Below are 24,794 nucleotides of genomic sequence, written 5' to 3'. Positions count from 1 at the left end.
CATCAACGAATCGCACAACGCTTAGGCCAAAAGGCGGCGCAGCTGCTCGATCACATAGTCTTGTTGCTCATCGGTCAGATCAGGGAACAGCGGCAAGCTGACTGCTTCACCGAAATAACCTTCGGCCACCGGAAAATCACCCTCGCCAAAGCCCATACTTTGGTAATACGGTTGCAGATGCACTGGAATGTAATGCAGGTTCACCCCGATACCCGCCGCCCGCATGGCGTCGAACAAGTCTCGCTGGCTGAGTGTGAGCCGATCAAAATGCACCCGCACCACGTAGAGGTGCCACGCCGATTCAGCACCGGCTTGTGCGCTGGGGAGCTGAATGGGAAGACCGGCCAACAGTCGATCATAACGAGCCGCCAACTGGCGCCGTCGCGCGATAAAACCCTCGAGCCGGGCTATCTGCGAAAGCCCCAGCGCAGCGTGCAAATCTGTCATCCGATAGTTGAAACCCAGCTCGACTTGCTGGTAGTACCAAAGCCCCTCGCTGGGCACCGACACCTGCGCCGGATCAGCGGTAATCCCATGGCTGCGCAACCGACGTAACCGTTCGGCCAACGCCGGTCGATTGGTCAAGACCATCCCGCCTTCGCCCGAGGTAATAATCTTCACCGGGTGAAAACTGAAAATGGTCATCGCCGCGTACGCGCCACACCCAACAGGACGCCCAAGGTACGTCGCGCCCACTGCATGGGATGCGTCTTCAATTAACGTAAATCCGTAACGTTCAGCCAGTGCCGCCATCGCGCGCAGGTCACAGCTTTGGCCGGAAAAAGCGACCGCAACCACTACTTTGGGCAATGCCCCAGCGGCCTCGGCAGCGACGAGCTTTTTCGCCAGCACATCCGCATCAAGGTTCCAGGTCAGCGGGTCAATGTCGACAAAATCAACCTCGGCACCGCAATAGCGTCCGCAGTTGGCGGAGGCCACAAAGGTATTGGGCGTGGTCCATAACCAGTCACCCTCGCCCAACCCGGCAGCCAGACACGCGATATGCAGCGCCGCCGTGGCATTGCACACCGCTACCGCGAAATCAGCCTCGCAATGCTCGGCCATTGCCGCTTCAAAGCGTTCAATGGTCGGGCCTTGAGTCAGCCACGGCGATTTAAGAACCGCCACTACGGCGTCGATGTCCGTTTGGTCGATGTTCTGTCGCCCATAAGGAATCGAAAAGGTGCTCATGCCGGCAGCTCGACCGGCCGCTGGGGAGGTGACTCTTCGTGCAGGGCTGAAATCTGCCCCACACTCAAAAATTCGGGGTTGATGTCGGAGCGGTATTCAAAATCTTCATTCACCGCCACGCCCTGCTCACCCACACCGTCGATGGCAAAATCGACATCGACGCTGGTGAAGCGAATCGACGGTTGAATGGTGTAATGATCCTTGAACTCTATGGTCATGCGCGCGTCGTCCAACGGCACCATCAGTTCATGAAGCTTTTCACCGGGACGGATACCGACAATCGTGTGCGGCAAATGCGCCGCCATGCCTTTGGCCAAATCCACCACCCGAATCGACGGAATTTTCGGCACGAACACTTCCCCGCCATGCATCCGGGCAAAACTGTCGAGCACGAATTGCACGCCATGATCGAGGGTGATCCAGAAGCGTGTCATGCGCACATCGGTGATTGGCAGTTCCCGCGCACCTTCGCTGATCAGCTTGCTGAAAAATGGAACTACCGACCCTCGGGAGCCCGCGACGTTGCCGTAACGTACTACCGAGAAACGGGTCGATTGGTCTCCGGCAATATTGTTCGCCGCGACGAACAGTTTGTCTGACAGCAACTTGGTTGCGCCGTACAAATTGATCGGGCTGGCGGCCTTGTCTGTAGACAAGGCGATCACCCGCTTCACCCCGTTGTCGATGGCGGCGGCAATAATATTTTCCGCGCCATTGACGTTGGTTCGGATGAACTCCGTCGGGTTGTATTCCGCTGCTGGCACCTGCTTAAGAGCAGCCGCATGCACCACGTAATCGATCCCTCTCATTGCCACCCGCAAACGCTCGGCATCGCGCACATCGCCAAGAAAATAACGCATGCACGGTGCATTGAACGTTTGCTGCATTTCGTATTGCTTGAGCTCGTCGCGTGAAAACACCACGACGCGCTTGGGCTGGTACTGTTCCAGCAAGCGACGAATGAAATTACGGCCGAATGAACCCGTGCCGCCAGAGATGAAAATCGATTTGCCGTTGAACATGCTGTGAGTCCTTAGACCAATACCTGACTTAAACGAGCAATGGAGCCCAGTTCACACTGGACGCGTCACCGAGGGTGAACCCCTTGCCTATCAGGGACAGGTTGCTGTTGTAGGCTGGGTCGTGGGCAAACTGACTGCTCCATTTGGTGCGCAGTTTTTCTAGCGCGCCTGCAGACTTCGGCATCGTGCCCGGATGAATGATTTCGACCTGTGGCGTCCACACCGTCATGTGGCCGGTTTGTCTAATTTTCAGGCACAGATCGACGTCACTGTAGGCCTCGGCGAAATCGGTCTCGTCCAGACCACCGACGGCGTCGAAGAGTGCTTTGCGGACCATCAAACAGTTGGCTGACACGGCGGAATAGCTTTGTTCTACCCGTAGACGTTGCAGGTATCCGTTGGCGTCTTCCTTTTCACCCACAAACGGCGAACCAACGCCGTCGTTCAAACCGAGAATCAACCCGGCCTGGGTGATTGTGCCGTCACGCTCCATCAGCTTGGCGCCGACGACCCCGACTTCAGGGCGTTGGGCTTGGTTAAGCAGCAACTCGATCCAGTTCGGGCTAACGACCTCACCGTCGTCCGACAGCAATACCAAGTAATCGCCTGTTGCCTGGCGGCAGGCTTCATTGAGCAACGCAGAGGCATTAAGGCCTTGTTCGTTGCGTAACACGCGCACTCGACGTCCTTCATGCTCCTGTTGACCCAACCACGTAACCGTCTCTGGGTCGGTACTCTGGTTGTCCACAATCAGTACTTCATACAGTCTGTAGCGAGTTTTCAGCAACACGCTGGTTAAACATTGCTTAAGCGAACCTACGTTATCGTGGCTTTGCACGATGATCGACACCTTGGGTTGGGTGCGGTGACGATAATCGACTTGATAAGTGCCCGGCAGTTTGGAGTTAACTTTCGCCTTATAACCGTAACTGGTGAGGTGACGGTTCAACGCCAGGCTTTCATGGCTATTTTCATCTGTCCACGGCTGATCACAAATTAGCAACGGCTCGTCTAAATGCGCCAACCAATCCATACCGCCACGTTCGATGATGCGCAACAGCAAATCGAATTCTAATGCTCCGGAAAAATCGGCTGAGTAACCACCGGCCTCTACGAATACGTCTTTGCGGATCAGCCAATGCCGCGCCATTAATGAGGGCAGGCTTCTCAGCATGTCCAAGCTAAATCCCTGACGGAACACATCGTGTAGCGAGCCACCAGGCACGCGTTGAATCTCGTCGGCAAACACTGCACGGCATTGAGGTGCTGCCAACAACTCCAGGCTCGTGCGTAATAAACCGCTGCGGGTGAACTGATCACCACCGTTTGCCAAGATTACCCAGTCACAGGACGTTTCCCGTGCTACTTGATTAAGTTTATCTATATAGTTATCAGCATTAACTTTAACGAAGTGAAGCATGTCTTGTGCCGTTGTAGTAGTCGCCGGCATGCCGTTGGTAAACACGACTATCTTGAACGCTCTAAACTCGCTTTCCATCAAGCTATCGAGCGTGATCTGCAACTTACTGTTGTCGTTGTCGGTGTTCAACAACATAATGCAAAACTGAGGGCCGCCCTGGTGGATCTCAAGGTGCCCGGCAATCAACGCTGCCTCGTCCACGCTAGGCGTACGCTGTTCAAGCCATTTTAATAAACGACCGGAGGGCATGCTTGCCAGTTGGGCGCTGCGGTCTTCAATCGATATAGCGTCCAGCCGCTGCACCCAATCAAACATCGCTGCGGCCTCTTCCGGCTCCGCCAACAGCTTCAGATTATTCGCGAGCGTTTCAACGAGCCGTTTATTAAACGGACTAAGGTCCATCGCTGGCCACAAACGCCCCGTGATTGTTTTAAGGTTATCGGTGTCGTGTACCCGCAGCGCCTCATCTTGCTGGACCCAGATACCCTCAAGTACCTCGAGCTGCAGCAGCCCCGCAGGCATGGCGTGAGCCAAGAATTCAATATCAGTCAGTTGATCAAAAAACGCCTTGTTGTAAAAAGGCATTTCAACAAACTGCTCAGGATTGAAACGTCGTTGTGGCCCCTCGAGTGGACTGCTCCAACTCGAATCAAAGATAGGCTTCACCGTCAACGCTACTGCGGTCATTAGCCCCTCCTTCATCGCTTCAAAACTTTCCAGCGTCGATTGCTTGATTTGCTCAAGGCTGAGATCGGTGATGGTCGTAGAAAGGCTGGAGAAGAACTCAGCGTAGTGCTGCCGCTCTGACTCTAATTTAGGATCGAGCGGTTTGAGAACGTTGACTACGTTACTTCCGTGGTCTGACGTATACTTCGTCTCACGCACACTGTACGGAATCGGAAGAATCCTGACTTTGGCGGACATGGAAAGATAATAAGCATGGCCAATTTCGGCCCACTCAAAACCGATATCCAGAGGCACTACTGCGAACCAATCACGTAGAATCTCTGTCCGTGTTACTGAATAGAACGGCGGTATGAACTGACTTAAGAAATCCCTAATACGTCGCTCAGGCCGGTCAGATGAATAATCCTCCTGCACTTTCTTATCGCGACGATAATATTGGACCTTATTGCCTTGCGTCATATACATCACGCTATAGCCGTAACAGGCGCCATAGTCAGGCGTCGCTTCAAGGAACTCCAGCGATTGGGTAATCCCGCTGTGCAAGATGAAATCATCATCAGCAGCGAACAACATATACGGGGTCGTTACCAAGGCGACGCCATGAGCAAGTTTAGCCTGCAACACACCGTAGCCAAACTGCGGGAGATGCTGGTAATCGACATTCGGAAAACGTTCAGCGAGTCCCTTACAGAGCACCGGGGAGGAATCAAGTACAAGAATCTTGCAGGGAAAATCAACGTAATACTGCAGCGCCCTGAGTAAAAACGCCGGGCGATTGTGAGTCGTTATTACCAGCGTAAGGCGCTCAGACAACGACGATGCAAGATCAAGACTGTACGTGTTTTTCATAAACTTCCCCAACCGGCAAACCAAAAATAAGGTAACTGTCGCATTTTCATTAATGCACTTGGCACAGCAGTGTGTCTAACCGCGCGAATCTGACAACCCCTCGCCAACAAAGCCTCGACGAGAGGGCGACCGACAACCCCCGTCGCCCCCGTGACCAGACCATGCATACCCTTCACAGGACAATCAATTTGGGCACGGCAATGACAAACTGCCCGCCCCACTCGCGAACGTGCGCCTGCTGCTCACTGACTTCGCTTAACAAATTCCAAGGCAGAATCAGCACGTAATCCGGCTTTTCAATGGCCAACCGTTCAGGCGCCACCACCGGAATCCGGCTACCCGGCAAAAATTTACCCTGTTTATGCGGGTTGGCATCTGCCACCCATGCCAACAAGTCAGGCTTGACCCCGGCGTAGTTGAGCAACGTATTGCCCTTCGCCGCAGCACCGTAGCCCACCACACGCTTGCCGTCGGCTTTCGCTTGCAGCAAAAACCGCAACAGATCGTGTTTGATCTGCTCGGCAGCGGGTGCCAGCGTGGAATAAAACTCACGCGTTTTCATCCCGGCTGACAATTCGATGTCCAGTACTCGTTGCACCGCCGGTTCAAGCGCCCGACGCGTCCCATCGGCACGTTGCACAAACACCCGCAACGAACCGCCGTGTGTAGGCAGCTCGCTCACATCAAAAACTTCCAGGCCATTGCGCTCGCACAACAGCTGGACCGCCGTCAGCGACAAATACGAATAATGCTCGTGGTAAAGCGTATCGAACTGGGCGCCCGCCATCAGTGTCAGCAGGTGCGGAAACTCGAACGTCGCAACGCCGCTCGGTTTCAACAACAGGGCAAAACCGCTGAGAAAGTCATTGATGTCAGGGACGTGTGCCAAGACATTGTTCGCGGCCATCAAGTCCGCAGCCCAACCCTGCGCCAACAGTTGCGCAGCAGCCGTCTGACCGAAGAACATTTCACGAATATCCAGGCCTTTTTCTCTGGCCGCCAGTGCTGTGCTGTGGGTGGGTTCAATCCCAAGACATGCAATGCCACGTTGAGCTACGTATTGCAGGAGGTAGCCGTCATTAGCGGCAATTTCTACAACCCGGCTTTGCGTGGTTAAACCAAAGCGCTCGACCATCTTGGCCACGTATCGCTCGGCGTGCGCCAACCATGTGCTGGAGTACGAACTGAAGTAGGCATAATCGGCGTCGAACAAACTTTCAGCGCTGGTGTAGTCCTCGGTCTGTACCAGCCAACAGGCCTGACACACCTGAACCTTGAGCGGCACCCACTGCTCCGATTGCCCAAGTTGCTCCTCGGTAATATAAGCGTTGGACGGGGGCGCCGTACCGAGATCAATCAACGGAAAAGCCAGTGGAGTGGCGCAACCTCTGCACTTCATGGCAATACTCCGGCGAGCACAGGGTACGAGCGCCCTCGTTCCGACAGACCTCGATACTGATTCAATTGAGCCAGCGTCACCTCACCCATGTCAGCGCCACCCTTCCAGGCCAAGTGCCAATCCAGTGTCTGTTCAAGACCCTGCTGCAGCGACCAGCGTGGATGCCAAGCTAACAACTGGTGAGCGCGACTGCTGTCGAGGCGTAACAGAGCGGCCTCATGCAAATCGCTGGGTTCGATACGCAGTCCGGGCGCTAGCGGCCAGCGTTGAGCGAGCTGATCCACCACCTCGCCGACGCTGCACATATCGCTCTCGCTTGGACCAAAATTCCAGGGGCCGCCAAATTCCGGGCCTTTTTCATACAGCGCAGCAGCCAATTGCAAGTAGCCCGCCAAGGGTTCCAAGGCGTGTTGCCAAGGCCTGACAGCCTGTGGATAACGCAACGTGACCGGTTCGCCCGCTGACCAGGCTTTAAGTACGTCAGGGATTAAACGCTCAGGCGCGAAATCGCCACCGCCGAGCACATTGCCGGCTCGCGCGGTGGCTAACGCCAGACCATGTTCGGCGTAGCGATCAGCAGCGAAGAATGACGCAGCATAGGATTGAGCCAACAGCTCACAACAGGCTTTGCTGCTGCTGTAAGGATCATGCCCACCCAGCGCTTCACTCTCGCGGTACGGCCACAGCCATTCTTTGTTGGCGTAAACCTTATCGGTGGTCACTAACACGCAGGCCCGGACACAGCCTACCTGACGAATAGCCTCAAGCAGGTTAAGGGTGCCCATCACGTTGCTGGAATAAGTGCCTAACGGGTCACGATAGCCTTCGCGCACCAGCGGTTGGGCCGCGAGGTGCAACACAATCTCGGGCTCGACATCCGTCATCACTTCCAGCAACGCGCCCAAGTCACGCAAGTCGCCGCGCTGATCGTTTAAGCCAACGCCCACCTGCGCAAGCGCATACAAATTCGGCTCGGTCGAAGGATCCAATGCAAAGCCGGTGACATTAGCACCCAGGCTCTTTAACCAGAGCGCTAACCAGCTGCCTTTAAAGCCAGTGTGACCGGTGAGCAGAACCCGCTTACCACGCCAGAATTCTGGGCTCAGTCCCACTGCTTCCATGGGGCCTCCCCTTTTTGCCACAGCTCTTCGAGATGATTCTTGTCGCGCAAGGTATCCATGGGTTGCCAAAAACCATCATGTTGGAACGCCATTAGATGGCCGCCAGCCGCGAGGTCTGCCAAAGGCTCAGCTTCCCACGGGGTTAAGTCGCTTTTAATGAAAGGCAAAACTTTTGGCGAAAGCACAAAAAAGCCACCGTTGATCCAACCGCCATCGCCTCGGGGCTTTTCAGTAAAACCCTGTACCGAATTGCCCAGGCGATCCAGGGCGCCATAACGTCCTGGCGGTTGCACTGCGGTCACGGTCGCTAATTTGCCGTGAGACAGATGAAAATCCACCAACGCGCCGATATTCAGATCCGAGACGCCATCACCGTAGGTAAAACAAAAGGCTTCTTCGTTCTCAATATGACTGGCAGCTCTTCGCAGACGGCCACCGGTCTGAGTGTCTTCACCGGTATCCACCAGTGTGACCCGCCACGGCTCGCTATAATTCTGGTGCACGTCCATGCGGTTGGCGACCATGTCGAACGTGACGTCCGAGGTGTGCAGAAAGTAGTTGGCGAAGAAGTCCTTAATCGCGTAACCCTTGTAGCCGAGGCAGATGATGAAGTCGTTGATACCGTGAGCCGAGTACTGTTTCATGATGTGCCAAAGAATTGGCTTACCACCAATTTCGATCATCGGTTTGGGCTTGAGATGCGACTCTTCACTGATTCGTGTACCCAGACCGCCCGCCAGAATTACTGCCTTCATCCTGCTCTCTCTTGTTCCATTAACGGTTCAGCCAAGCGGTATAGGCTTCGCAGACCGTATGAATGTACCGTCTGCTACCTGATGCGCAACGTTCGCTGCTGCGCCGGGACTAAACAATTTATGGCACATGAGGGAGATTTAGCAGGAAGCATGCCAGCTCAGATTGCCCGAGCTGACCTGCATTTTATAAAAAATCGACGTTAATCTGCCAACCAGCCGGTAACCCACTGCTGCAAATTGTTGTCGCGCAGCATGTAGTCGCGCAGAACGACCTCACGTAGGTCATCGCCCATTCGGTAGCTGGCCTCGGGATCGGCCAAGTGCATGCGGATGGCCTGCAGCCACTCATCGGTCGTATTTGTCAAAATGCGCGTACATGGCATGTATCCCTCATACGCCTTGGTGTTGGTACAAATGACCGGGAAACCGCACGCGCCATATTCCAACAACCGAAGATTGCTCTTACAGTCATTGAAAATATGAAACTCCAGCGGTGCCAGCGCAAGATCCAGGTTCAAACTTGCCAACTTCGCTGGGTACTGGTCCATACCAACGACCGGATGAAACTCGTGCAGGTAGGGGCGTAGCGCCTTTGGACACATACCAAAAAACACCCACTCAACTTCATCCGCCAACTCGCGAATAACATCGGCAATGATCTCAAGATCGCCGGTGTGGCTGGTGCCACCGCCCCAGCCAATCCGGGGCTTTGTTGATGTTTGGCGAGCACCGCGAAGATTACTCCACAACCGAGTAGCCAGCATATTGGGCACGACCCTGATGTCAGAGTGCATACTCGAAAGAACATCGCCCAACGCTGCAGTAGACACGACTACCCGATCACAAAGGGCAATACCTTGACGGATCACTTCAGTCATCACATCGGCCGAGGGAGAGTTGCGCATATGTCCGTTCTTCTTCGGGACCTCGATGACGTTATCATCAAGCTCATAAATGCGCCGCGTGTTGAAATGCTTCTTCATCGAGCCGATTTGCAGAACGCCGCCCTGAAAATACCGTCCTTGAAACACCGCAACATCAGGCGCTCGACGTTGGATTTCTGCCAAGGTGGGCCATTCATAAGCTATTTGCCCAACGACCCTGCCTACCGCTTCGAGCTGAAAAAAAGGTTCGCTCATGCGGTAGTGCCCAACAGCCGAAGAGTTAATTGGCAAAATTAATAGTTCAGGCAATGACGTGGATGAGAATGGACTCCAGCCAGTTTTCATGCAGGATTCCAATCGATAGCTGCAACCGTTCATTGCAAAATTCTGATTGTAGGCCGGGTCATGTGCAATTAACGCTAACCGATGTTCAAGAAAGGCGTCCTGCTGTAGCGCCCTACGTTGAGCTTGCGCCTCAGTCGAACCCACCACACGTCGACTACCAATAGCCAGTTGCACCTCAGGGGTCCAAACCACTAAAAACCCCGCGTCGCGTACTCGCAGGCATAAATCGATTTCGTCGAACCCTTCACTGAACTCAACGTCGTCTAATCCGCCAATGCTGACGAAGAGACTCCGGCGTACTATCAAGCAATAAGAGCCTACCGCACTTAAATTCTGTGGCACCTGCAATCGATGCATATAGCCGTTGGCATTCTTGTTTTCGCCGTAAAACTGATAACCCGCGCTCCCGTCCAGCCCGAGAATGATACCCGCCTGCAAAACCAGACCTTGCGGGTTGAAGACTTTGGGGCCAACCACACCTACCTCAGGACGTTGCGCATGGCTCAGCAGGCCATCCAACCATTCGGCTTGAGTGATAACGATGTAGGTGCTGAGAATCAATAAATAGTCGCCCCGCGCATGCGCGGCGCCGAAGTTACGTAGCGTGGGCACGCTAGCAGGCTCTGAGTGCTCAAGAACGCGTAACTTGTCCGAGTTCATCTGCGCTATGCCACTTAGCCAGTCACGGGCTTCAACGGATATGCTGCCGCTGTCGACAATCAACACTTCGAAATGGGGATAGGCTGTTTTTTCCAAGAGCGATTCGATACAACGCTGCAAGGCTATCAACTGATCCGTATGAAGGATAATAATCGATACCAGCGGACGCTCGGCGTGCAGGTAAGTGATTTTGTTGACCGCTGTCTCAACGTTGGGCTGGATGCTGTAGGCGATACCCGAACGCTGCAAATGAGCACCCACAACACGGGCATTTTGCTCAACAACCGATGCCGACGATAACCATTGAGCAAAGGTTAACTGCGACTCCAGTACGATATCCGCAATATGATGTACCGCCCTTTCACCATGACACTCATACACACGCCATAACAGGTCGTGCGGCGCCAACTCGCCATGGTTTGAATCAAAACCACCCAGCGCTAAGTAGCTTTCGCGATCAAAGGCCAAACACCGGCCTACAAAAGGATAGCTGCGGAACAAATCGAGATTGAAGTCAGGCTTGAATACGGGCTCTGCCGACTCGCCGCTGTGCAAAGCACCTTCATCCGTATAAATGCACTTTATGGCCTCATTATTGACCACCCGGTCGGCCAACATTAACAGCGCAGACTCCACCAAGCGATCACCCGCCCGAAGCAGGTAGAACCATTCGGCGCCGTTGAGTTGCGTCAACAACTCATTGACCTGAGCAATCCAATCGTCCTGCAACGGTAGCGTAAATACGTTGCCCTTTAGAGAGGTTTCGGTACAGCCCGCAGATAAAACGATCACTAAATCCGGAGCATAAAGCTGCGTTGCAATACTGTGCGAGGTAATCGCCAGACTGGCACGACTGCCTTTGTCATCAATGATGACAGGAACAATTTTGGGTTGTTTTGGCCAATGCGACAGTGTGACCGGCAGCATGTTCTTCTGCCCTGCGGATATAACTTTGTACGCCAGCCATTCAGCATAAAACTCTGAAAAATTTTCACTGTAGCTCCCTACTTTCCCCTGCATGCTCCCCACTCGATTGCCCAAGGAACGACTTGTACCCAATTCGGACCAGACAATTGGCACCGCGTTCGCAGCAGCCAAGGGTACAAAACGGACGTATCCTGAGGCTGGCGGCAATTCGCCGCTACGCGCTTCCAACATCGCTATAGCCAGTGGAATTTCGTCAACCATCGCATCAATCATTAACTGCTGGTGGCTTAAACGATCATGATGAAGCCGCTCAATTATTAAAACGTCACACAGTGCCACCATATTGCCGCGACGCAACAAGCAGCTGTACAACATCATGTCGAGTAATGCGACGAATTGGTTCCCTTCTGCCAATAAAGGCAGATATTCCTGTACTACCGAACACCGCATCAGCGCACTGCTCAGACCACCTACAAAATTATTCGGATAGAGCTCAAAGATACCAAGTACGTCCCCGCCTTTTAATACGCTATTCACGTGACAGAGCGCAATATTACCGATGCGATCCGGCAGTTGGACGTCGTCGGCATCCCAAAAATAACGCTGACCAATCACCAGATTAATATCTTTGTAGTCAGTAAAGCCCTTTACCTGCGATTCAAGACACAACGGAAACAACTGATCGTCATCGCACAGAAACTTAATGAACTCGCCTTGGGCTTCACTCAGGCAGTTGAGCAAATTACCAACAAACCCCAAACGCTGCGGGTTTTTGATATAGCGAACTGGCACCGCGCTGAATTCGGCAAACGAATCAACAACCTCTTTGATCCCTTCCGTACGGCAATCGTCACAAATCACAATCTCATAATTTGTGTATGTCTGATTCAACGCACTGTGCAATGTCCGCTGAAAAAACCGTGGGTTATAGGCGGGGATCACAATACTGACGAGGGGAAGTGGATTCACGGCGAGAACTCATAAGCGGTGGGCGGCGGGCGCTGCGCTCGACCAGCGAGCGCCCTGAACCAGTAGATAATCATGACCGCCGTTAGTAGCCGGTCGTAACGTCGAACGAGCGTTTTTAGACTTTGTTGAACAGACCCAACTGTGAGATTTTGCTGAAGGCGAGCTGTGCAGCCGACAACATGGTGGTCTGCAACGTCAAGCGGGTGTAGGCCTCGACCGGATCCGAGTCGCGAATCACGCCTTGGGCGACGGTGTTGCCAATGACCAAGGTGTCGTTGGTAGCACCTTGGTTGATGATGATTTTTTGCCGTGCACCGGAGTTACTAATGGCGCTTTGGACCAAGGTGTTGGCTTTATCCAAGTTACCGATGGCCGCATCCATGGATGCAGCCAGTTTCTGCTGGGCAACCGGGTTGCCGTCAGACGGTGCAGCCAATGCAGCCGCAGCGGCCGCCAAGGTGTTCAGTACGTTTTGCGACTGGTGGGTATTGGCCTGAACCGAGAAGGTATCAGACGCCGCTGGCGTACCGCTGAGGCTGAAGGTAATACCGGCCGCCGTGGCCGTGGTAATTGATGGGGTGCCCGAGGTATTTACGGTGCCGCTGGATACCGCCTTGCTGGTGGATGTAATAGGCGCGGCATACAAATCAAATTGGGTGGGGCTGGTGAATTTCAGGACCGCGCCGCCCGGTGGAAAGCTGCTGCTATAGGCGGTGGCATCGGTCTCGGCAGCACTGGTGATGACCGTAGTCGAGGCATTGCCGGGGCTGCGCGACGTTGAAAAGGTGTCAGGGGTTGCGGCCAGTTGGAACGTGTGTCCCGCGACAGCGGCGTCGGCTACTTGCGTTGCCGTCTGCGTTCCCGTTGCCGTTTTGTCGGCAGTGCTCAGGTTGGTATTCAGGCTAATTTCAAGCCCACGAAACCCGATGCTTTGGCTGGCCGAGCTGGTGGAGCTAAACGTGCCGTTTCCGCTGGATGCCGACGTAACGTCTAGGTTCATATTGTCAGTAATCTTGTACGTGGTGCTGCTGAGAAAACTGACTGTGTAGGGCTGACCACTGGCGAACGCAGAGTTAAACGTTACGCTGTTCGTCACCTGACCAGCAGACAGATTTATCCGCCCGTCATCGGTAGTCGGTGAAGTCATGGTCGTGGACGTACGGGCGGTATTGGTAGCTTGTTCAAACGCGTCCCAACCGGTGGTGTTGGTGGCAATCGACAAGCCGTTGCCGATCGGCACGCTGCTCGAGGTCTGGTCACCGTTGTAGCTGTACGTTCCGTCTGAGTTCTGCGAATAAGGCGGTGTCGACGACTTGGAACCGGAAAATATGTACTGACCGTTGGCATCTTGGCTGTTCATCAGCGACAAGACTTGCGCCTGGATCTGGGTTAACTCTTCAGAGTTGGCTAGACGGTCCTTATCGGTGTTCGTGCCGTTAGCACCGCCGACTACCAATTCCTGTGCCCGCCCCAACGCGGTTTGGATACCGGTCATTGCCGACTGCGCCTGGGTCATCGTCGCGTTGGCCGCTGTCATGTTCGAGGAGTATTGACCGAGCAGAGAACTTTGTTGCCCCAGTTGCAGCAAACGCGTCGCGCCGTCCGGATCATCAGCGGCGGTATTAAGCTTGATCTGACTGCTGACTTCCTGGCCAGTGGACAGCGTGTTGCTGTAGATGCGCTGATAGTTGGCCGCACTCGCGTCGAAAAACTGACCTGTAGAAATACGCATGATTTACGACCCCTTAGAGAGCGTTGATCAAAGTGGTAAACATGTCTTGTGCAGTCTTGATGATCTGCGACGAGGCGGTGTAGTACTGCTGATACTTGACCAGGTTGGCGGTTTCTTCGTCGAGGTTGACACCCGACACCGAATCCCGAGCGGCCTTGGCTTGGGTCACGATGGCCGTGGTCGCGGCGTTGTCGCTTTTGGCCTGGGCCGCTTGCGCGCCCACGGTGCCTACCAGCTTGCCGTAGGCGTCAGAAAGACTGATACCGGTGCTGGTGCCCGAGACACCTATCGTTGGTGCCGACTGCAAGGCCGAGGTCGCTGAAGCGTTGCGGTTATCGGAAGACCCCGCTGCCGTCATTGACAGGCTGTAGCTGTCGTTAGCGGTAGGTGTTCCGGAAATAGTCATCTGAACGGTGAAGGTCTTCTGTACCGGCGACGCACCGGTCGTGTTGATCGCATTGCCGCTGGCATCGACCATCGGCACCTTCAGGTTCAAGGTGTTGGATTGGCCTGGGACGATAGTGCCGCTGCCAATCGACGTGCCTTGGGCGTTGAACATCGTGTAGCTCTGGGAACCACTAGTCGCGGCACCGAAAACCAACTTGATGGGTGTCGAATTGGTAATGCCCGTGCGCAGATCCGCGCTGCTAGAAGCGTCGTAAATATCGATCGGGGTGGTGATGGTCGGTTGTTGCGAAATCGTCGTGCTGCCCTTGTTGCTGGCGCCCGCCGAGGCGGATATGGGCGCTGCAGCCGCCAGGGCGTTGGGGTCGGTCATGGTCGTGGTGATGTTACCCGCAGCGTTACGGGTTGGCGTGACTTTGAAGCTATCGCCGGCACTGAACGCCCCACCATTTTTCGCGATGGAAAAACCATCGATAACGGGTGTCGGTGTGGTCGCAAGGTCGTACGCGCCCATGTCCGTGCCGTCCGGCAGACGCTTGACGTCGTAAGCGGTGGCGCTGGTAAAGGTGACTTGATAATCACTGGCGGTAATCTTACTGGTGTCGGCGATGGTGACATCCAGGTTGCCCGACCCGGCACTGTTGCCCATAGAAGCAATACTGCGCTGGCTGACCTGAGTGGCCGTGTTGATGCTGCTGAACAGATTGGAGCCAAATGCGCCGTTTAGGTCGACGCCTTGATTCAACTGGCTGTTGATTTGATCCGATACGGTCAACGCAACGCGCCCCAGCTCGTTGGTCGCTGGCGCCAGCACATCGCTGCGGTAACGCAACAGGCCGCCAATGCTGCCGCCGGTCACTACCGAGGTCACGTCTGTACTACTTTGTCCGTAGCTTACCGATAGGTTGTATTGGCTCGGGTCACTGCTGCTCGGGCCTGCGGACAAAGTATTGACGCTGGTGCCACTGACCAAGGTCTGGCCGGTACCAATGGTGATGTCGTAGCTGCCATTGTTGTCGATGACTTTTGCGCCCACCAGCATGTTGAGCTGGCGCACCGCTTCGTTGCGCGAGTCGAGCATAGAATTGGGCGTCGAGCCAGTGGCTGACGCTTGGGTAATCTGTTTGTTCAAATTTGCAATCGACGCCGACAGCGTATTGACCTGCGATGCCAGGGTAGTCAATTGACTATTGATGTCGGTGCTCTGGCTGCTTAGCTGTGCTGAAATCGAGTTAAAGCGGCTGCTCAGAGAACCTGCGGTGGTGAGCAACTGCGAGCGGGCACCGGCATCGGTGGGGTTCGTCGAGACGGCTTGCAACTGAGTGAAGAAGGTCGTCAATACGCTGGCGACGCCGGTACTGGAATCGGAGAGCAAGGTATCGGTCGAGCTGACTTGCCCAAGAAACGCCGTGGTGTCAGAGCTCAACGAAGTACTGGTTTGCAATTGGCTGTCGAGGTAGCTGTTATAGATTCGACGGACGTCCATCAGCGTAGTGCCGGTACCGATATAGCCGTAACCGACGTTCTGCGGCGCCGAAGCACTGGTAACCACCTGCTGACGCGAATACCCGGCGGTATCGACGTTGGAGATGTTGTTACTGATGGTGTTGAGCGCTGCAGAGTTTGCAGTCAGCCCCGAAAGCCCAATTGAAATCAGAGACATGGTTCAAGCCTTATAAAGTCGTGGAAGAGCCCGCTGCGGCGTAGGTTTGGTAACTCTTCATCTGCTTGGCAATTTGCGAAATCTTGCTGGCGTAGTCTGGGTCAGTGGCATAGCCAGCCTTCTGCAGCTCTTTCACAAACTGTTCCGGGTTATCGGCAGATTTCAGCACACCTTGATAGCGACTATTGTTCTGCAGCACCGTCACCAGATCATGGAAGCTGTCGGCGTAGGAATCATACGAGCGGAAGTCCGCTGTCTCCTTGACCATCTGCCCGTCGCGAAACTCGCTGGTGATTGCTCGCGCCTCTGGACCTTGCCAGCCACCCTGAGCCTTGATACCGAATAGGTTGTGGCTGTTGCTGCCGTCCTGTTGACGCATGATGGATTTACCCCAGCCCGTTTCCAACGCGGCCTGTGCAACCAGCACCGTCGGATCGACACCAATACGTGCGGCCGCGTCCTTGGCCAGGGGCAACATGGTCGCGACGAACGCGTCTTGGCTGGCGAAAGTTTTCTTGCTCGGCGCCAAGGGTATCTGGGCCATGGCCCGACCCAAAATCTGCATCGCGCCCCCGGATGCTGTCAGCGACGGGTTTTGAGTCCAGTCGCCATTCCCGGCGTAGGTCGCGCCATTGCGCGCCGCTGCGGTTGCCGTACCGGCGCTCGCGCTCGCTTGGCCAAGGGTTGGCGTGGTCGTCGGGACGATTCCGGCCAGCAAGCGATCGGCAAGGCTGCTGGGCAGCGCCAATCGACGGGCATTGAGCTTCGCAACGTCGTTATGCAAGCCCACATCGGCGGAAGCAGTCGCCGCCGCCAATCGATGATCCGCTGCCACTGAGCGCGTCGCCCACAGCGGGCGCTGAGCAATTTGCAGCGCCAGACCGGTGCTTTTGACGGCATCAGCATCCGTATCCGGACTGGCCTGATCGGCCAAAAGGCTGGTGTCTGGACGCGGCACGTTCGAGCGTTTCAGGTCGGTAAATTTGCCACCCAACGTTGTCAAGTTGCCGGCGGTGGTCGCCGGAGCTGTCTCGGAAGCCTTGATTTTCGACAGTTGCCGCATCAACACGTCTTGCAGACCGATACCGCCGCCCTGCCGGGACATGGTGACGGACAGTTGCTGGTCGTACATTTCCTGGTACTGGCGCATTTCCGAGGTGTTCATCGGATTGTCTTTGGCCAGCACTTCGTTAGCCGAGCGCATAGACTTGAGCATCTGGCTGACGAACAGCGACTCAAATTCCTGGGCCACCTTTTTCAGGTTGCCGGTGCTGTCGCGATCGCCGGTTTTCAGGGAGTTCAGGCGATTGAGGTCAGAGTAAGCACCCGAATCGCCGGCGGTTGGCGCGGCACTGGAGGGAATGTCCATGGGCGGCTCCTTAAATCACAATCAGGTCGGCTTGCAGCGCGCCGGCTTGTTTCAAGGCTTCCAGAATCGCCATCAAGTCGCCTGGAGCAGCACCGACCTGGTTAACCGCGCGTACGATTTCATCCAGCGTGGTACCTGGACCGAACTTAAACATCGGGTGCAGTTCTTGTGCCGCGTTGAGTCGAGAGCGTGGAACCACCGCCGTCTGGCCGCCGGACAGCGCGCCTGGCTGACTGACGATTGGGTCTTCAGTGATGGTGACAGTCAAGCTGCCGTGGGTAACGGCCGCCGGAGAAACCCGAACGTTCTGGCCGATCACGATGGTGCCGGTACGCGAGTTGATAATGACTTTGGCTGAGGCCTGGCCTGGATCGACTTCCAGGTTTTCCAGCACGGACAAGTACTCAACCCGCTGGCTTGGGTCCATCGGCGCGGTCACCCGTATCGAGCCGCCGTCGAGGGCTTGTGCAACGCCAGGGCCGAGCATGTCGTTGATCTTGTCGACCACCCGCTTGGCGGTGGTGAAGTCAGAACGGTTGAGGTTGAACGTCAGGCTGTTGCCTTGATTGAACCCACTCGGTACAGCGCGTTCGACCGAGGCGCCGCCAGGAATCCGACCGGCTGAGGGAACGTTAACGGTGATCTTTGAGCCGTCACGACCTTCAGCATCGAAACCACCCACCACCAGGTTGCCCTGGGCGATGGCGTAGACGTTGCCGTCAACACCCTTCATGGGTGTCATCAACAGGCTGCCGCCGCGCAGGCTTTTCGAGTTACCGATGGACGACACCGTAATATCGACCATCTGACCCGGTTTGGCGAACGCTGGCAGGTCCGCGTAAATGGCCACCGCTGCAACGTTTTTCAATTGCACGGTGCCGGAACCCGCAGGAACCTTGATCCCGAACTGAGCCAGCATGTTGTTGAAAGTCTGCAGGGTAAAGGGCGTCTGGGTGGTTTGGTCGCCGGTGCCGTTGAGGCCAACCACCAAGCCGTAACCGATCAATTGGTTAGTCCGCACCCCGGAAATACTGGCGATGTCTTTCAACCGCTCGGCGTGTGCGCCGAGGGCAGTAGACGAGAGCAGTATCGCCACCATCAGTTGTTTGAACGTGGTCATGTCTCACCCGCTATCAGAAAGGGAACAACGGGCTGAGGAAGAAACGATCGAACCACCCCGGTTGGTTGGAATCGGCAAACGAACCGGTCCCCGCATACGTGATACGTGCATCCGCTACCCGCGTCGACGACACGGTGTTGTCGGTGGCGATGTCATCGGCGCGAATCAGGCCGGCAATTCGCACCAGTTCGTCACCGGTGTTAAGAGTCATCCACTTTTCACCCCGGACCGCGAGAATACCGTTGGGCAACACTTCTGCCACCGTCACTGTCACCGAGCCGGTCAGGCTGTTGCTTTGCGCCGCCTTGGCATCGCCTTTGGTGGTGCGGGCGCCGTTATAGCCCACGTTCAAACTCAGGTCGCCGCTGCCCAGCGGGTTACTGGTGTTGAGGCCACCACCGAACAACGAGGTCAGGCCGATGCTGTTGCTGCTGTTTTTGGTGATGCCGTCACTGGCCGCTTTACTGGCCGCCATCTTCTCGGAAAGCGTGATGGTGATGATATCCCCCACCCGATAAGCCTTGCGGTCGTCGTAGAGGTTCTGCTCAAAACCGGCTTGGTAGATCGAACCGTTATTGGCAGCGGAGGGCAGTGGCGTTCGTGGCAACACCGGCGCGTAGAAAGGGTCATTGGGCTTGGCCACAGGCGCAACACAGCCGGCCAGTAATGCGATTGCGCAAAACGGGGCTACCAACAGAGCAGTCAGTCGGACAAGCCGCAGAACAGGAAGCCGTTTCATGACACTTAAAACCTCGCGGTGCAGCAGGTACTTATCAGGTACCCCATCCAGTTGATCAGGTAACGTGACAGGCCGAAGTGGCCCATCAGGGTTTTACAGATTTTGCGTGACGTATTGCAGCATCTGGTCGGCGGTAGAAACCACTTTGGAGTTCATCTCATAAGCGCGCTGGGTAGTGATCATGTTGACCATCTCCTCAACGGTGCTCACGTTTGACGCTTCCAATGTGTTCTGCTGAGTGGTACCGAAGCCATTCAAGCCAGGTGTGCCGACTTGTGGCGCACCGCTGGAAGCGGTTTCCAGAAACAGGTTGCTGCCTTTCGATTGCAGACCGGCCGGGTTGATGAAGTCAGCGGTCTGTATGTTGCCGATGATCTGCGGCGTGGCACTGGAGCTCGCCAAGGTGATTGACACCGTGCCGTCCTGGCCGACAGTGAATGTCTGGGCTTGCTGTGGCACGACGATAGCGGGTTCCAGAGCGAAACCACTCGCTGTCACGATTTGGCCATTGGTGTCCAGGTGGAACGTACCGTCGCGGGTGTAGGCGACCGTGCCGTCAGGCTGGCGAATCTGGAAAAAACCGCGACCGTTAACCGCAAGGTCGAGGGGCTGATCGGTGGTTTGCAAGCTGCCGGCGCTGAAGTTCTTTTGCGTACCGACGATGCGCACACCCGTACCCAATTGCAGGCCGGACGGCAGTTCGCTGTCCTGCGTCGACTGGGCACCAGGCTGACGCTTGATCTGATAGAGCAAGTCTTGGAATTCAGCACGATCACGTTTGAAACCAGTGGTCGAGACGTTTGCCAAGTTGTTGGAAATGGTCGTCAGGTTAATGTCCTGAGCGGCGAGACCGGTTTTGCTGACGTAAAGTGCCGGAAGCATTATTTCTCTCCTCGAGCGCCTGGTATTCGGCGCAAGCTATCAATGGTTAGCTCTGCAAGACTCGCGCCACCGACTCATCGTTGGTTTCGGCGGTTTTCATCATCTTGATGTGCAATTCGAATTGGCGCGAAAGGGCCAGCACCTGGGTCATTTCTTCCACCGCGTTAACGTTGCTCGCGTGCAAGAACCCGGACTCGACCTGAACGTCACCGTTTACGGCGGCAGGCTTGCCGTCCTTGGTATGAAGCAGGCCATCAGGGCCTTTTTCCATGTTGCTCAAGTCCGGCTTGACCAGCTTGATGCGATCAATCTGTGCCATCACTTTCGGGCTTTCGCCCAATGAGCGAATACTAATAGTGCCGTCGGCACCGATTTCGATTTGCTGCTCGGGCGGTACGGCAATGGGCCCACCATTGCCCATGACCGGCAAACCATTGCCATTGCGCAACACACCCAGGGCATCGACGTTCATGCTCGCGGTACTGGTATAGGCTTCGCCACCGTCGGGAGTTTGCACCGCGATCCAGCCGCCGCCTTTGACGGCAACATCGAGATCACGGCCGGTTTCCATCATCGCGCCTTCAGAAAGATCAGTTCCCGGACGTTCGCTCAAGGCGTACGCCCGCGAAGGCATGACGTCCCCGTACACCGGCATCGAACGCGCCTGTTCGAGGTCACGCTGAAAGCCAGTGGTGGTGATGTTCGCCAGGTTGTTGGCGTGAGCCTTCTGGGCTATCGCGTTCTCAGACGCTCCGCTCATGGCGACGTAAAGCAACTTATCCACAGTTTTCCTCCTCTGACAGACGCTTGCCGTATGTAGATGTTCTAATCACGCTGAAGCAATATTCGAACCAACTTGTCAGGACTGATACAAAGCGTTGATTCGCCAATGTTAATGGGCTAAGGCTAATCGTCAGATCTCGGTGAACGAACGAACGCGGCGGTGGATTGCCGCATTTGCTCATCCTATGAAAAGGACCGCGCCAAAAAAACCTCGCTCGACGCAAGCGCACGGTCGCGCGACAAGCAGAAACTGCGCGGCAGACAAGTGAACCTACAGACCCATGAGGCTTTTATGCCATTCATTCACGCACTAACCCTTTGTCTGCTAGTCGCCTGCGGCGCGGCAATGGCTGGGCCTGCGCCTTGGTATACATGGCAAGGCTCAACCCGGGTTGTCTGCGCGCAAAACAGCCCAGGATCCGGTTGGGTTCGGTTGGCCGGCCCTTTTAAAAAATCTGACTGCAAGCTCTGAACCGAACGGCACGCTCAACAAAAGCCCCGACAGGTCGAGGCTCTTGCTCGCCTGCGCTGCTTAGATGGCTTGTATTAAGGTCTGCATCAACGTTGCCTCAGTGGACAATGCTTTAGAGTTGGCTTGATAGGCCGTTTGCGCCTGAATCAACTCCACCAGCTCATCGGTCAGCTTGACGTTGGAGCCCTCTAATGACCCAGAAACAATGCCGCCTATTCCACCCGATCCGGGTGCGTCCAATTTGGCCATGCCAGAAGCGCTGGTTTCTCTCCAGCGGGTTGTGCTGTCTGGCAGTAGTCCCTGCTCATTGGCAAACGTGGCAAGCATCAGTTGGCCAATACTCTTGTTTTGGCCATTGCTGAAACCCGCTTGGATCACACCATTAACGCCGATGCTGACCACCTCAAGCTGCCCTGCCGCATAGCCGTCTTGCTGGGCGGTGGTGCGGCCGGTGGTTGCGTTATGTTGGGAGAGATTTTTCATATCGATGGCGATACCGGCCACGCTGCCCTGAGCGCCGTTTGTAGTCCACTTCTCACTGCTTTTGCCTGCATCGAGCACCCTGGCCGGGACCCAGCTTTTTAACGTGACAACGTTATTTTCCACGCTCAAGCCTTCGCCTCCCGTCATTGATCGAACGCTGCCGTCGGCATTGAAGATCAGGCTAGCGGTAAGCGGCGCTTCTAGATCCGGTGTTGTCGGATTGCGCCCGCTGACCAGCACATGCATCTTCCAACTGTTAGTACCGTCTTTGACAAAATGTTGAGTCAGCTCGTGCTGATTGCCCAAACTGTCAAAGATCGCCGTGGAAAACAGCTTGTTGAACGTGGTGATATCGGCCGCATTGAACCTCGGCACGCTCCGGCTCATTACCGCACCTACCTCATCAAGCCCGTTGACGCCTCCCTCGCTGAGCGACAGCACAATTGGACCGTTGTTAACGGCGGGGCTTGCGGACCATATGCCATCAACCTCACGAGAAGGCGTCCAACCCGCCAACGGAAACTCCGTGTTAGAGGTCTTCTTGATCAGGTCGCCCTCGCTTACCAATGAAATGCTGCCATCTGGCTGTTTAGTGATCGTTGCCACCAGCGGCGAGGTAGTGCCTGGATCAATTGGGTGACGGCCATTGATCAACGTGTACATCGTCCAACGGTTAGCATCCGTTTTCACAAAGTATTGTTTAAGTTCGTGGTCCGCTGGAGCAATCGCAGGCGTGGCCGAAACACGTACCGCCTCGTTACCTTGAACATCTTTTCCTTTGACCTCCGCTACTGCCGCCGCCCCGCCGTCCTGAATAGTTTTAGTCAGCACACTGGAATAAGTAGCAGGGTCATCCCGGTTGAAGTTCGGCAGTGCAGCCAGCGAGGGCAGCGAAGAGTCCAGGTTGATTGTCTGGCCAATTACGCTGGTGGTTTTAGCGGCCATGTTACCGGTGTTGATTTTCAAGTCGGCACGAATACCATTAACCACGGCACCTTTATCATTAACACCGTAGCCCTGCAGACGACTGCCTTGAGTATCCACAATATAGTCGTTCGCGTCCTTTATAAACGCTCCAGCGCGGGTGTAACTTAATGCGCCACTATCACTGACCACAAAAAATCCTTTTCCCTGTATGCGCAAGTCCAGCACCCTCTCAGAACTTGAGCCGATCTCCCCCTGGCTGAAATTCTGTGCAACGTTCGCCAGCCGCACGCCATCGCCTACCGCATTGCCAACGCGCCCCAGCATGGCGCCGGAATACAGCGCCGTGAACTCTGCCCGCGATGATTTGAACCCATGGGTTCCGACGTTAGCAATATTATTGCTGGCCACTTCCAGTCTTTTATGGGCAGCGTGTAACCCATTCAGCGCAACATTGAATGACATAGAGACTCCCGTACCATCATCGATGGCACTATCGTTAAATGCGTTTTTTTTCGCAGTGTCTATCTGCGGTTTTTATTCTCGCATTAACTAAAGTAGGAAATTTCTATGTATATAGTAGGAAATGGCTGATTTATTTACTTAGAACCTCTAAAAAAAAACATAAAAAAACCCCTTCGAAAAGAGGCTTTTTAGAGGTGAACTTAACCAGTCTTACCCGACCATTTGAATAGTGGTCTGCATAATAGCGCTTTGAGTTGATATAGTTTTAGCGTTCGCCTGGTAGTTACTTTGCTCGCGAATCAAGGCCACTAACTCAGAGGTCAAGTCGACGTTGGAGTCTTCCAGTGCAGACCCGACGATGGAGCCCAAGGTGCCGGTTTGAGGCGCACCGGTAACCGGCACACCCGATGCAAACGACTCTTTCCAGCTGCTGCCGCCTACCGAGATCAGCCCTTGAGAGTTGGCGAAGTTAGTGATCGACACCTGGCCAATGACTTTGGATTGAGAGTTGGTGTAGGTGGCGAACAACACACCGGTTGAGTCTACCGACAAGCCAGCCAATTGGCCGGTGGCATAACCGTCCTGGCTTTTGGTGGCCACACCGCTGGCCGCGTTAGTCTGCGTAGTGGTCAACATATTGATCTGGATGCCGGCCGTGTTGCCGCTCGCTCCGTTAGCCCCCCAAGCAAGCGGGGTGCCGGACTGTGTAGCCGGAACCCAGCCACTGAGGGTATAGGTACCGTCGGTGTTAACCGCCAGGTTGGCAGTGGGCGATGCCGACGATTTCAACGAGCCGTCGGTGTTAAAGGTCAACGCTAAAGAATCTGGCGTTGTCGATGTCGGGTCTTTAGCATTACGACCATCGACCAAGGTGTACATGGTCCAATCGTTAGTGCCCGTTTTAACCATGTACTGGTCCAGAGAGTGTTGATTTCCCTGGCTGTCGAAGATCGGTGTACTGACGCTAAAGTTATAGCTGGCAGTGTTGCCTGGAGTGAAACTAGTCACTTTAGGAACAGTCGCCGTAGAGTCCAAGTTTGATGCAATCGTGACCAGACTCGTTGGCTTAGGCGTCAGGTTCGACGAGTCGATGACCAAATTGGTCGACACACCCGTTACCACTTTGCCGCTCGCATCAACGCTGTAGCCCTGCAGCTTCTGGCCGCTGCTGTTGACAATGTTGCCGTCTTTGTCTGGATAGAATGCGCCGTCGCGAGTGTAGAGCTTCTCGCCGTTGTCGCTGACCATGAAAAAGCCGTTACCTTGAATCGCCAAGTCAAGGCTGCGCCCGGTGCCGGTGGTCAAGTTGCCTTGAGTAAACTGCTGAGACACAGCAGCAACCCGTACGCCACTGCCTGAGTTAGTGGCGCCAGAGGCACCGCTGACTGCCGCCGAGTACTGGTCCTGAAATTCGGTCCGGGACGATTTGAAACCGGTGGTCGCGACGTTGGCAATGTTGTTGCCGGTGACGTCGAGACTTTTGTTTGCTGCATAGAGCCCACTGAGACCGATGTTGAATGACATGTTT

16 protein-coding genes and 1 pseudogene are annotated in these 24,794 nt (G+C 55.2%); all 17 read right to left on the bottom strand.

From position 1 onward, the window contains the following. Positions 1-21 precede the first annotated feature (21 nt). Entirely contained in the window at positions 22-1,191 is a 1,170-nt protein-coding gene (gene pseC, locus RHM59_RS00865) for a UDP-4-amino-4,6-dideoxy-N-acetyl-beta-L-altrosamine transaminase (protein ID WP_322168443.1), read from the bottom strand. Beyond that, entirely contained in the window at positions 1,188-2,213 is a 1,026-nt protein-coding gene (gene pseB, locus RHM59_RS00860; RefSeq protein ID WP_322168441.1) for a UDP-N-acetylglucosamine 4,6-dehydratase (inverting), read from the bottom strand. Before pseB ends, pseC begins: the two co-directional genes overlap by 4 nt. A 28-nt stretch (positions 2,214-2,241) precedes the next feature. Then, a complete protein-coding gene (locus tag RHM59_RS00855; protein ID WP_322168439.1) occupies positions 2,242-5,169 on the bottom strand; it encodes a glycosyltransferase family 2 protein in 2,928 nt (975 codons plus the stop codon). Positions 5,170-5,222: 53 nt separating this feature from the next. Next, positions 5,223-5,336, bottom strand: a pseudogene (locus RHM59_RS00850) (NAD-dependent epimerase/dehydratase family protein); the annotation flags it as partial. A gap of 5 nt (positions 5,337-5,341) precedes the next feature. Further along, entirely contained in the window at positions 5,342-6,568 is a 1,227-nt protein-coding gene (locus tag RHM59_RS00845; RefSeq protein ID WP_322285746.1) for a class I SAM-dependent methyltransferase, read from the bottom strand. Then, positions 6,565-7,689: a CDP-glucose 4,6-dehydratase gene (rfbG, locus tag RHM59_RS00840; RefSeq protein ID WP_322168435.1), complete on the bottom strand. Its 1,125-nt coding sequence runs from the start codon at positions 7,687-7,689 to the stop codon at positions 6,565-6,567. Before rfbG ends, RHM59_RS00845 begins: the two co-directional genes overlap by 4 nt. Then, positions 7,671-8,444, bottom strand: a complete 774-nt coding sequence (rfbF, locus tag RHM59_RS00835) for a glucose-1-phosphate cytidylyltransferase (RefSeq protein ID WP_322168433.1) — start codon at positions 8,442-8,444, stop codon at positions 7,671-7,673. Before rfbF ends, rfbG begins: the two co-directional genes overlap by 19 nt. 200 nt (positions 8,445-8,644) lie before the next feature. Next, positions 8,645-12,229, bottom strand: coding sequence for a glycosyltransferase (locus tag RHM59_RS00830; protein ID WP_322168431.1), 3,585 nt, complete (start codon positions 12,227-12,229; stop codon positions 8,645-8,647). Positions 12,230-12,344: 115 nt separating this feature from the next. Next, positions 12,345-13,961, bottom strand: a complete 1,617-nt coding sequence (locus RHM59_RS00825) for a flagellar hook-associated protein 3 (RefSeq protein WP_322285745.1) — start codon at positions 13,959-13,961, stop codon at positions 12,345-12,347. A gap of 13 nt (positions 13,962-13,974) precedes the next feature. Next, positions 13,975-16,029, bottom strand: a complete 2,055-nt coding sequence (gene flgK / locus RHM59_RS00820) for a flagellar hook-associated protein FlgK (RefSeq protein ID WP_322168427.1) — start codon at positions 16,027-16,029, stop codon at positions 13,975-13,977. Positions 16,030-16,039: 10 nt separating this feature from the next. Next, complete coding sequence (gene flgJ / locus RHM59_RS00815; protein ID WP_322168425.1) at positions 16,040-17,398, bottom strand: flagellar assembly peptidoglycan hydrolase FlgJ; 1,359 nt, start codon at positions 17,396-17,398, stop codon at positions 16,040-16,042. Positions 17,399-17,408: 10 nt separating this feature from the next. After that, positions 17,409-18,518 carry a flagellar basal body P-ring protein FlgI gene (locus RHM59_RS00810; protein ID WP_416194762.1) on the bottom strand — a complete coding sequence of 370 codons (1,110 nt, stop codon included), beginning with the start codon at positions 18,516-18,518 and terminating at the stop codon, positions 17,409-17,411. 13 nt (positions 18,519-18,531) lie between these two features. Then, the gene (gene flgH / locus RHM59_RS00805) at positions 18,532-19,257 is read right to left on the bottom strand and encodes a flagellar basal body L-ring protein FlgH (RefSeq protein WP_322285744.1); all 726 of its coding nucleotides are present in this window, start codon (positions 19,255-19,257) and stop codon (positions 18,532-18,534) included. Between the two features lie 93 nt (positions 19,258-19,350). Further along, positions 19,351-20,139: a flagellar basal-body rod protein FlgG gene (flgG, locus tag RHM59_RS00800; protein ID WP_322168421.1), complete on the bottom strand. Its 789-nt coding sequence runs from the start codon at positions 20,137-20,139 to the stop codon at positions 19,351-19,353. A gap of 46 nt (positions 20,140-20,185) precedes the next feature. Next, positions 20,186-20,923 carry a flagellar basal body rod protein FlgF gene (locus RHM59_RS00795; protein ID WP_322168419.1) on the bottom strand — a complete coding sequence of 246 codons (738 nt, stop codon included), beginning with the start codon at positions 20,921-20,923 and terminating at the stop codon, positions 20,186-20,188. Positions 20,924-21,454: 531 nt separating this feature from the next. Continuing rightward, on the bottom strand, positions 21,455-23,266 hold the full coding sequence (locus RHM59_RS00785; RefSeq protein ID WP_322184090.1) for a flagellar hook-basal body complex protein: 1,812 nt from the start codon (positions 23,264-23,266) through the stop codon (positions 21,455-21,457). Between the two features lie 210 nt (positions 23,267-23,476). Continuing rightward, complete coding sequence (gene flgE / locus RHM59_RS00780; protein ID WP_322168414.1) at positions 23,477-24,790, bottom strand: flagellar hook protein FlgE; 1,314 nt, start codon at positions 24,788-24,790, stop codon at positions 23,477-23,479. Between the last annotated feature and the right edge of the window lie 4 nt (positions 24,791-24,794).

The organism is Pseudomonas sp. MH10 (assembly GCF_034353045.1).
GTDB lineage: Bacteria > Pseudomonadota > Gammaproteobacteria > Pseudomonadales > Pseudomonadaceae > Aquipseudomonas.
Note: the sequence above shows the minus strand (reverse complement) of the source record. Positions and strands in the feature narration are given on the sequence as shown.

Coding starts and splice junctions, on each gene's coding strand:
- RHM59_RS00845 (WP_322285746.1), bottom strand. CDS start 6,568: ATGAAGTGCAGAGGTTGCGCCACTCCACTGGCTTTTCCGTTGATTGAT.
- rfbF (WP_322168433.1), bottom strand. CDS start 8,444: ATGAAGGCAGTAATTCTGGCGGGCGGTCTGGGTACACGAATCAGTGAA.
- flgJ (WP_322168425.1), bottom strand. CDS start 17,398: ATGGACATTCCCTCCAGTGCCGCGCCAACCGCCGGCGATTCGGGTGCT.
- pseB (WP_322168441.1), bottom strand. CDS start 2,213: ATGTTCAACGGCAAATCGATTTTCATCTCTGGCGGCACGGGTTCATTC.
- pseC (WP_322168443.1), bottom strand. CDS start 1,191: ATGAGCACCTTTTCGATTCCTTATGGGCGACAGAACATCGACCAAACG.
- flgH (WP_322285744.1), bottom strand. CDS start 19,257: ATGAAACGGCTTCCTGTTCTGCGGCTTGTCCGACTGACTGCTCTGTTG.
- flgK (WP_322168427.1), bottom strand. CDS start 16,029: ATGTCTCTGATTTCAATTGGGCTTTCGGGGCTGACTGCAAACTCTGCA.
- RHM59_RS00785 (WP_322184090.1), bottom strand. CDS start 23,266: ATGTCATTCAATGTTGCGCTGAATGGGTTACACGCTGCCCATAAAAGA.
- RHM59_RS00825 (WP_322285745.1), bottom strand. CDS start 13,961: ATGCGTATTTCTACAGGTCAGTTTTTCGACGCGAGTGCGGCCAACTAT.
- flgG (WP_322168421.1), bottom strand. CDS start 20,139: ATGCTTCCGGCACTTTACGTCAGCAAAACCGGTCTCGCCGCTCAGGAC.
- RHM59_RS00855 (WP_322168439.1), bottom strand. CDS start 5,169: ATGAAAAACACGTACAGTCTTGATCTTGCATCGTCGTTGTCTGAGCGC.
- flgE (WP_322168414.1), bottom strand. CDS start 24,790: ATGTCATTCAACATCGGTCTCAGTGGGCTCTATGCAGCAAACAAAAGT.
- rfbG (WP_322168435.1), bottom strand. CDS start 7,689: ATGGAAGCAGTGGGACTGAGCCCAGAATTCTGGCGTGGTAAGCGGGTT.
- RHM59_RS00810 (WP_416194762.1), bottom strand. CDS start 18,518: ATGACCACGTTCAAACAACTGATGGTGGCGATACTGCTCTCGTCTACT.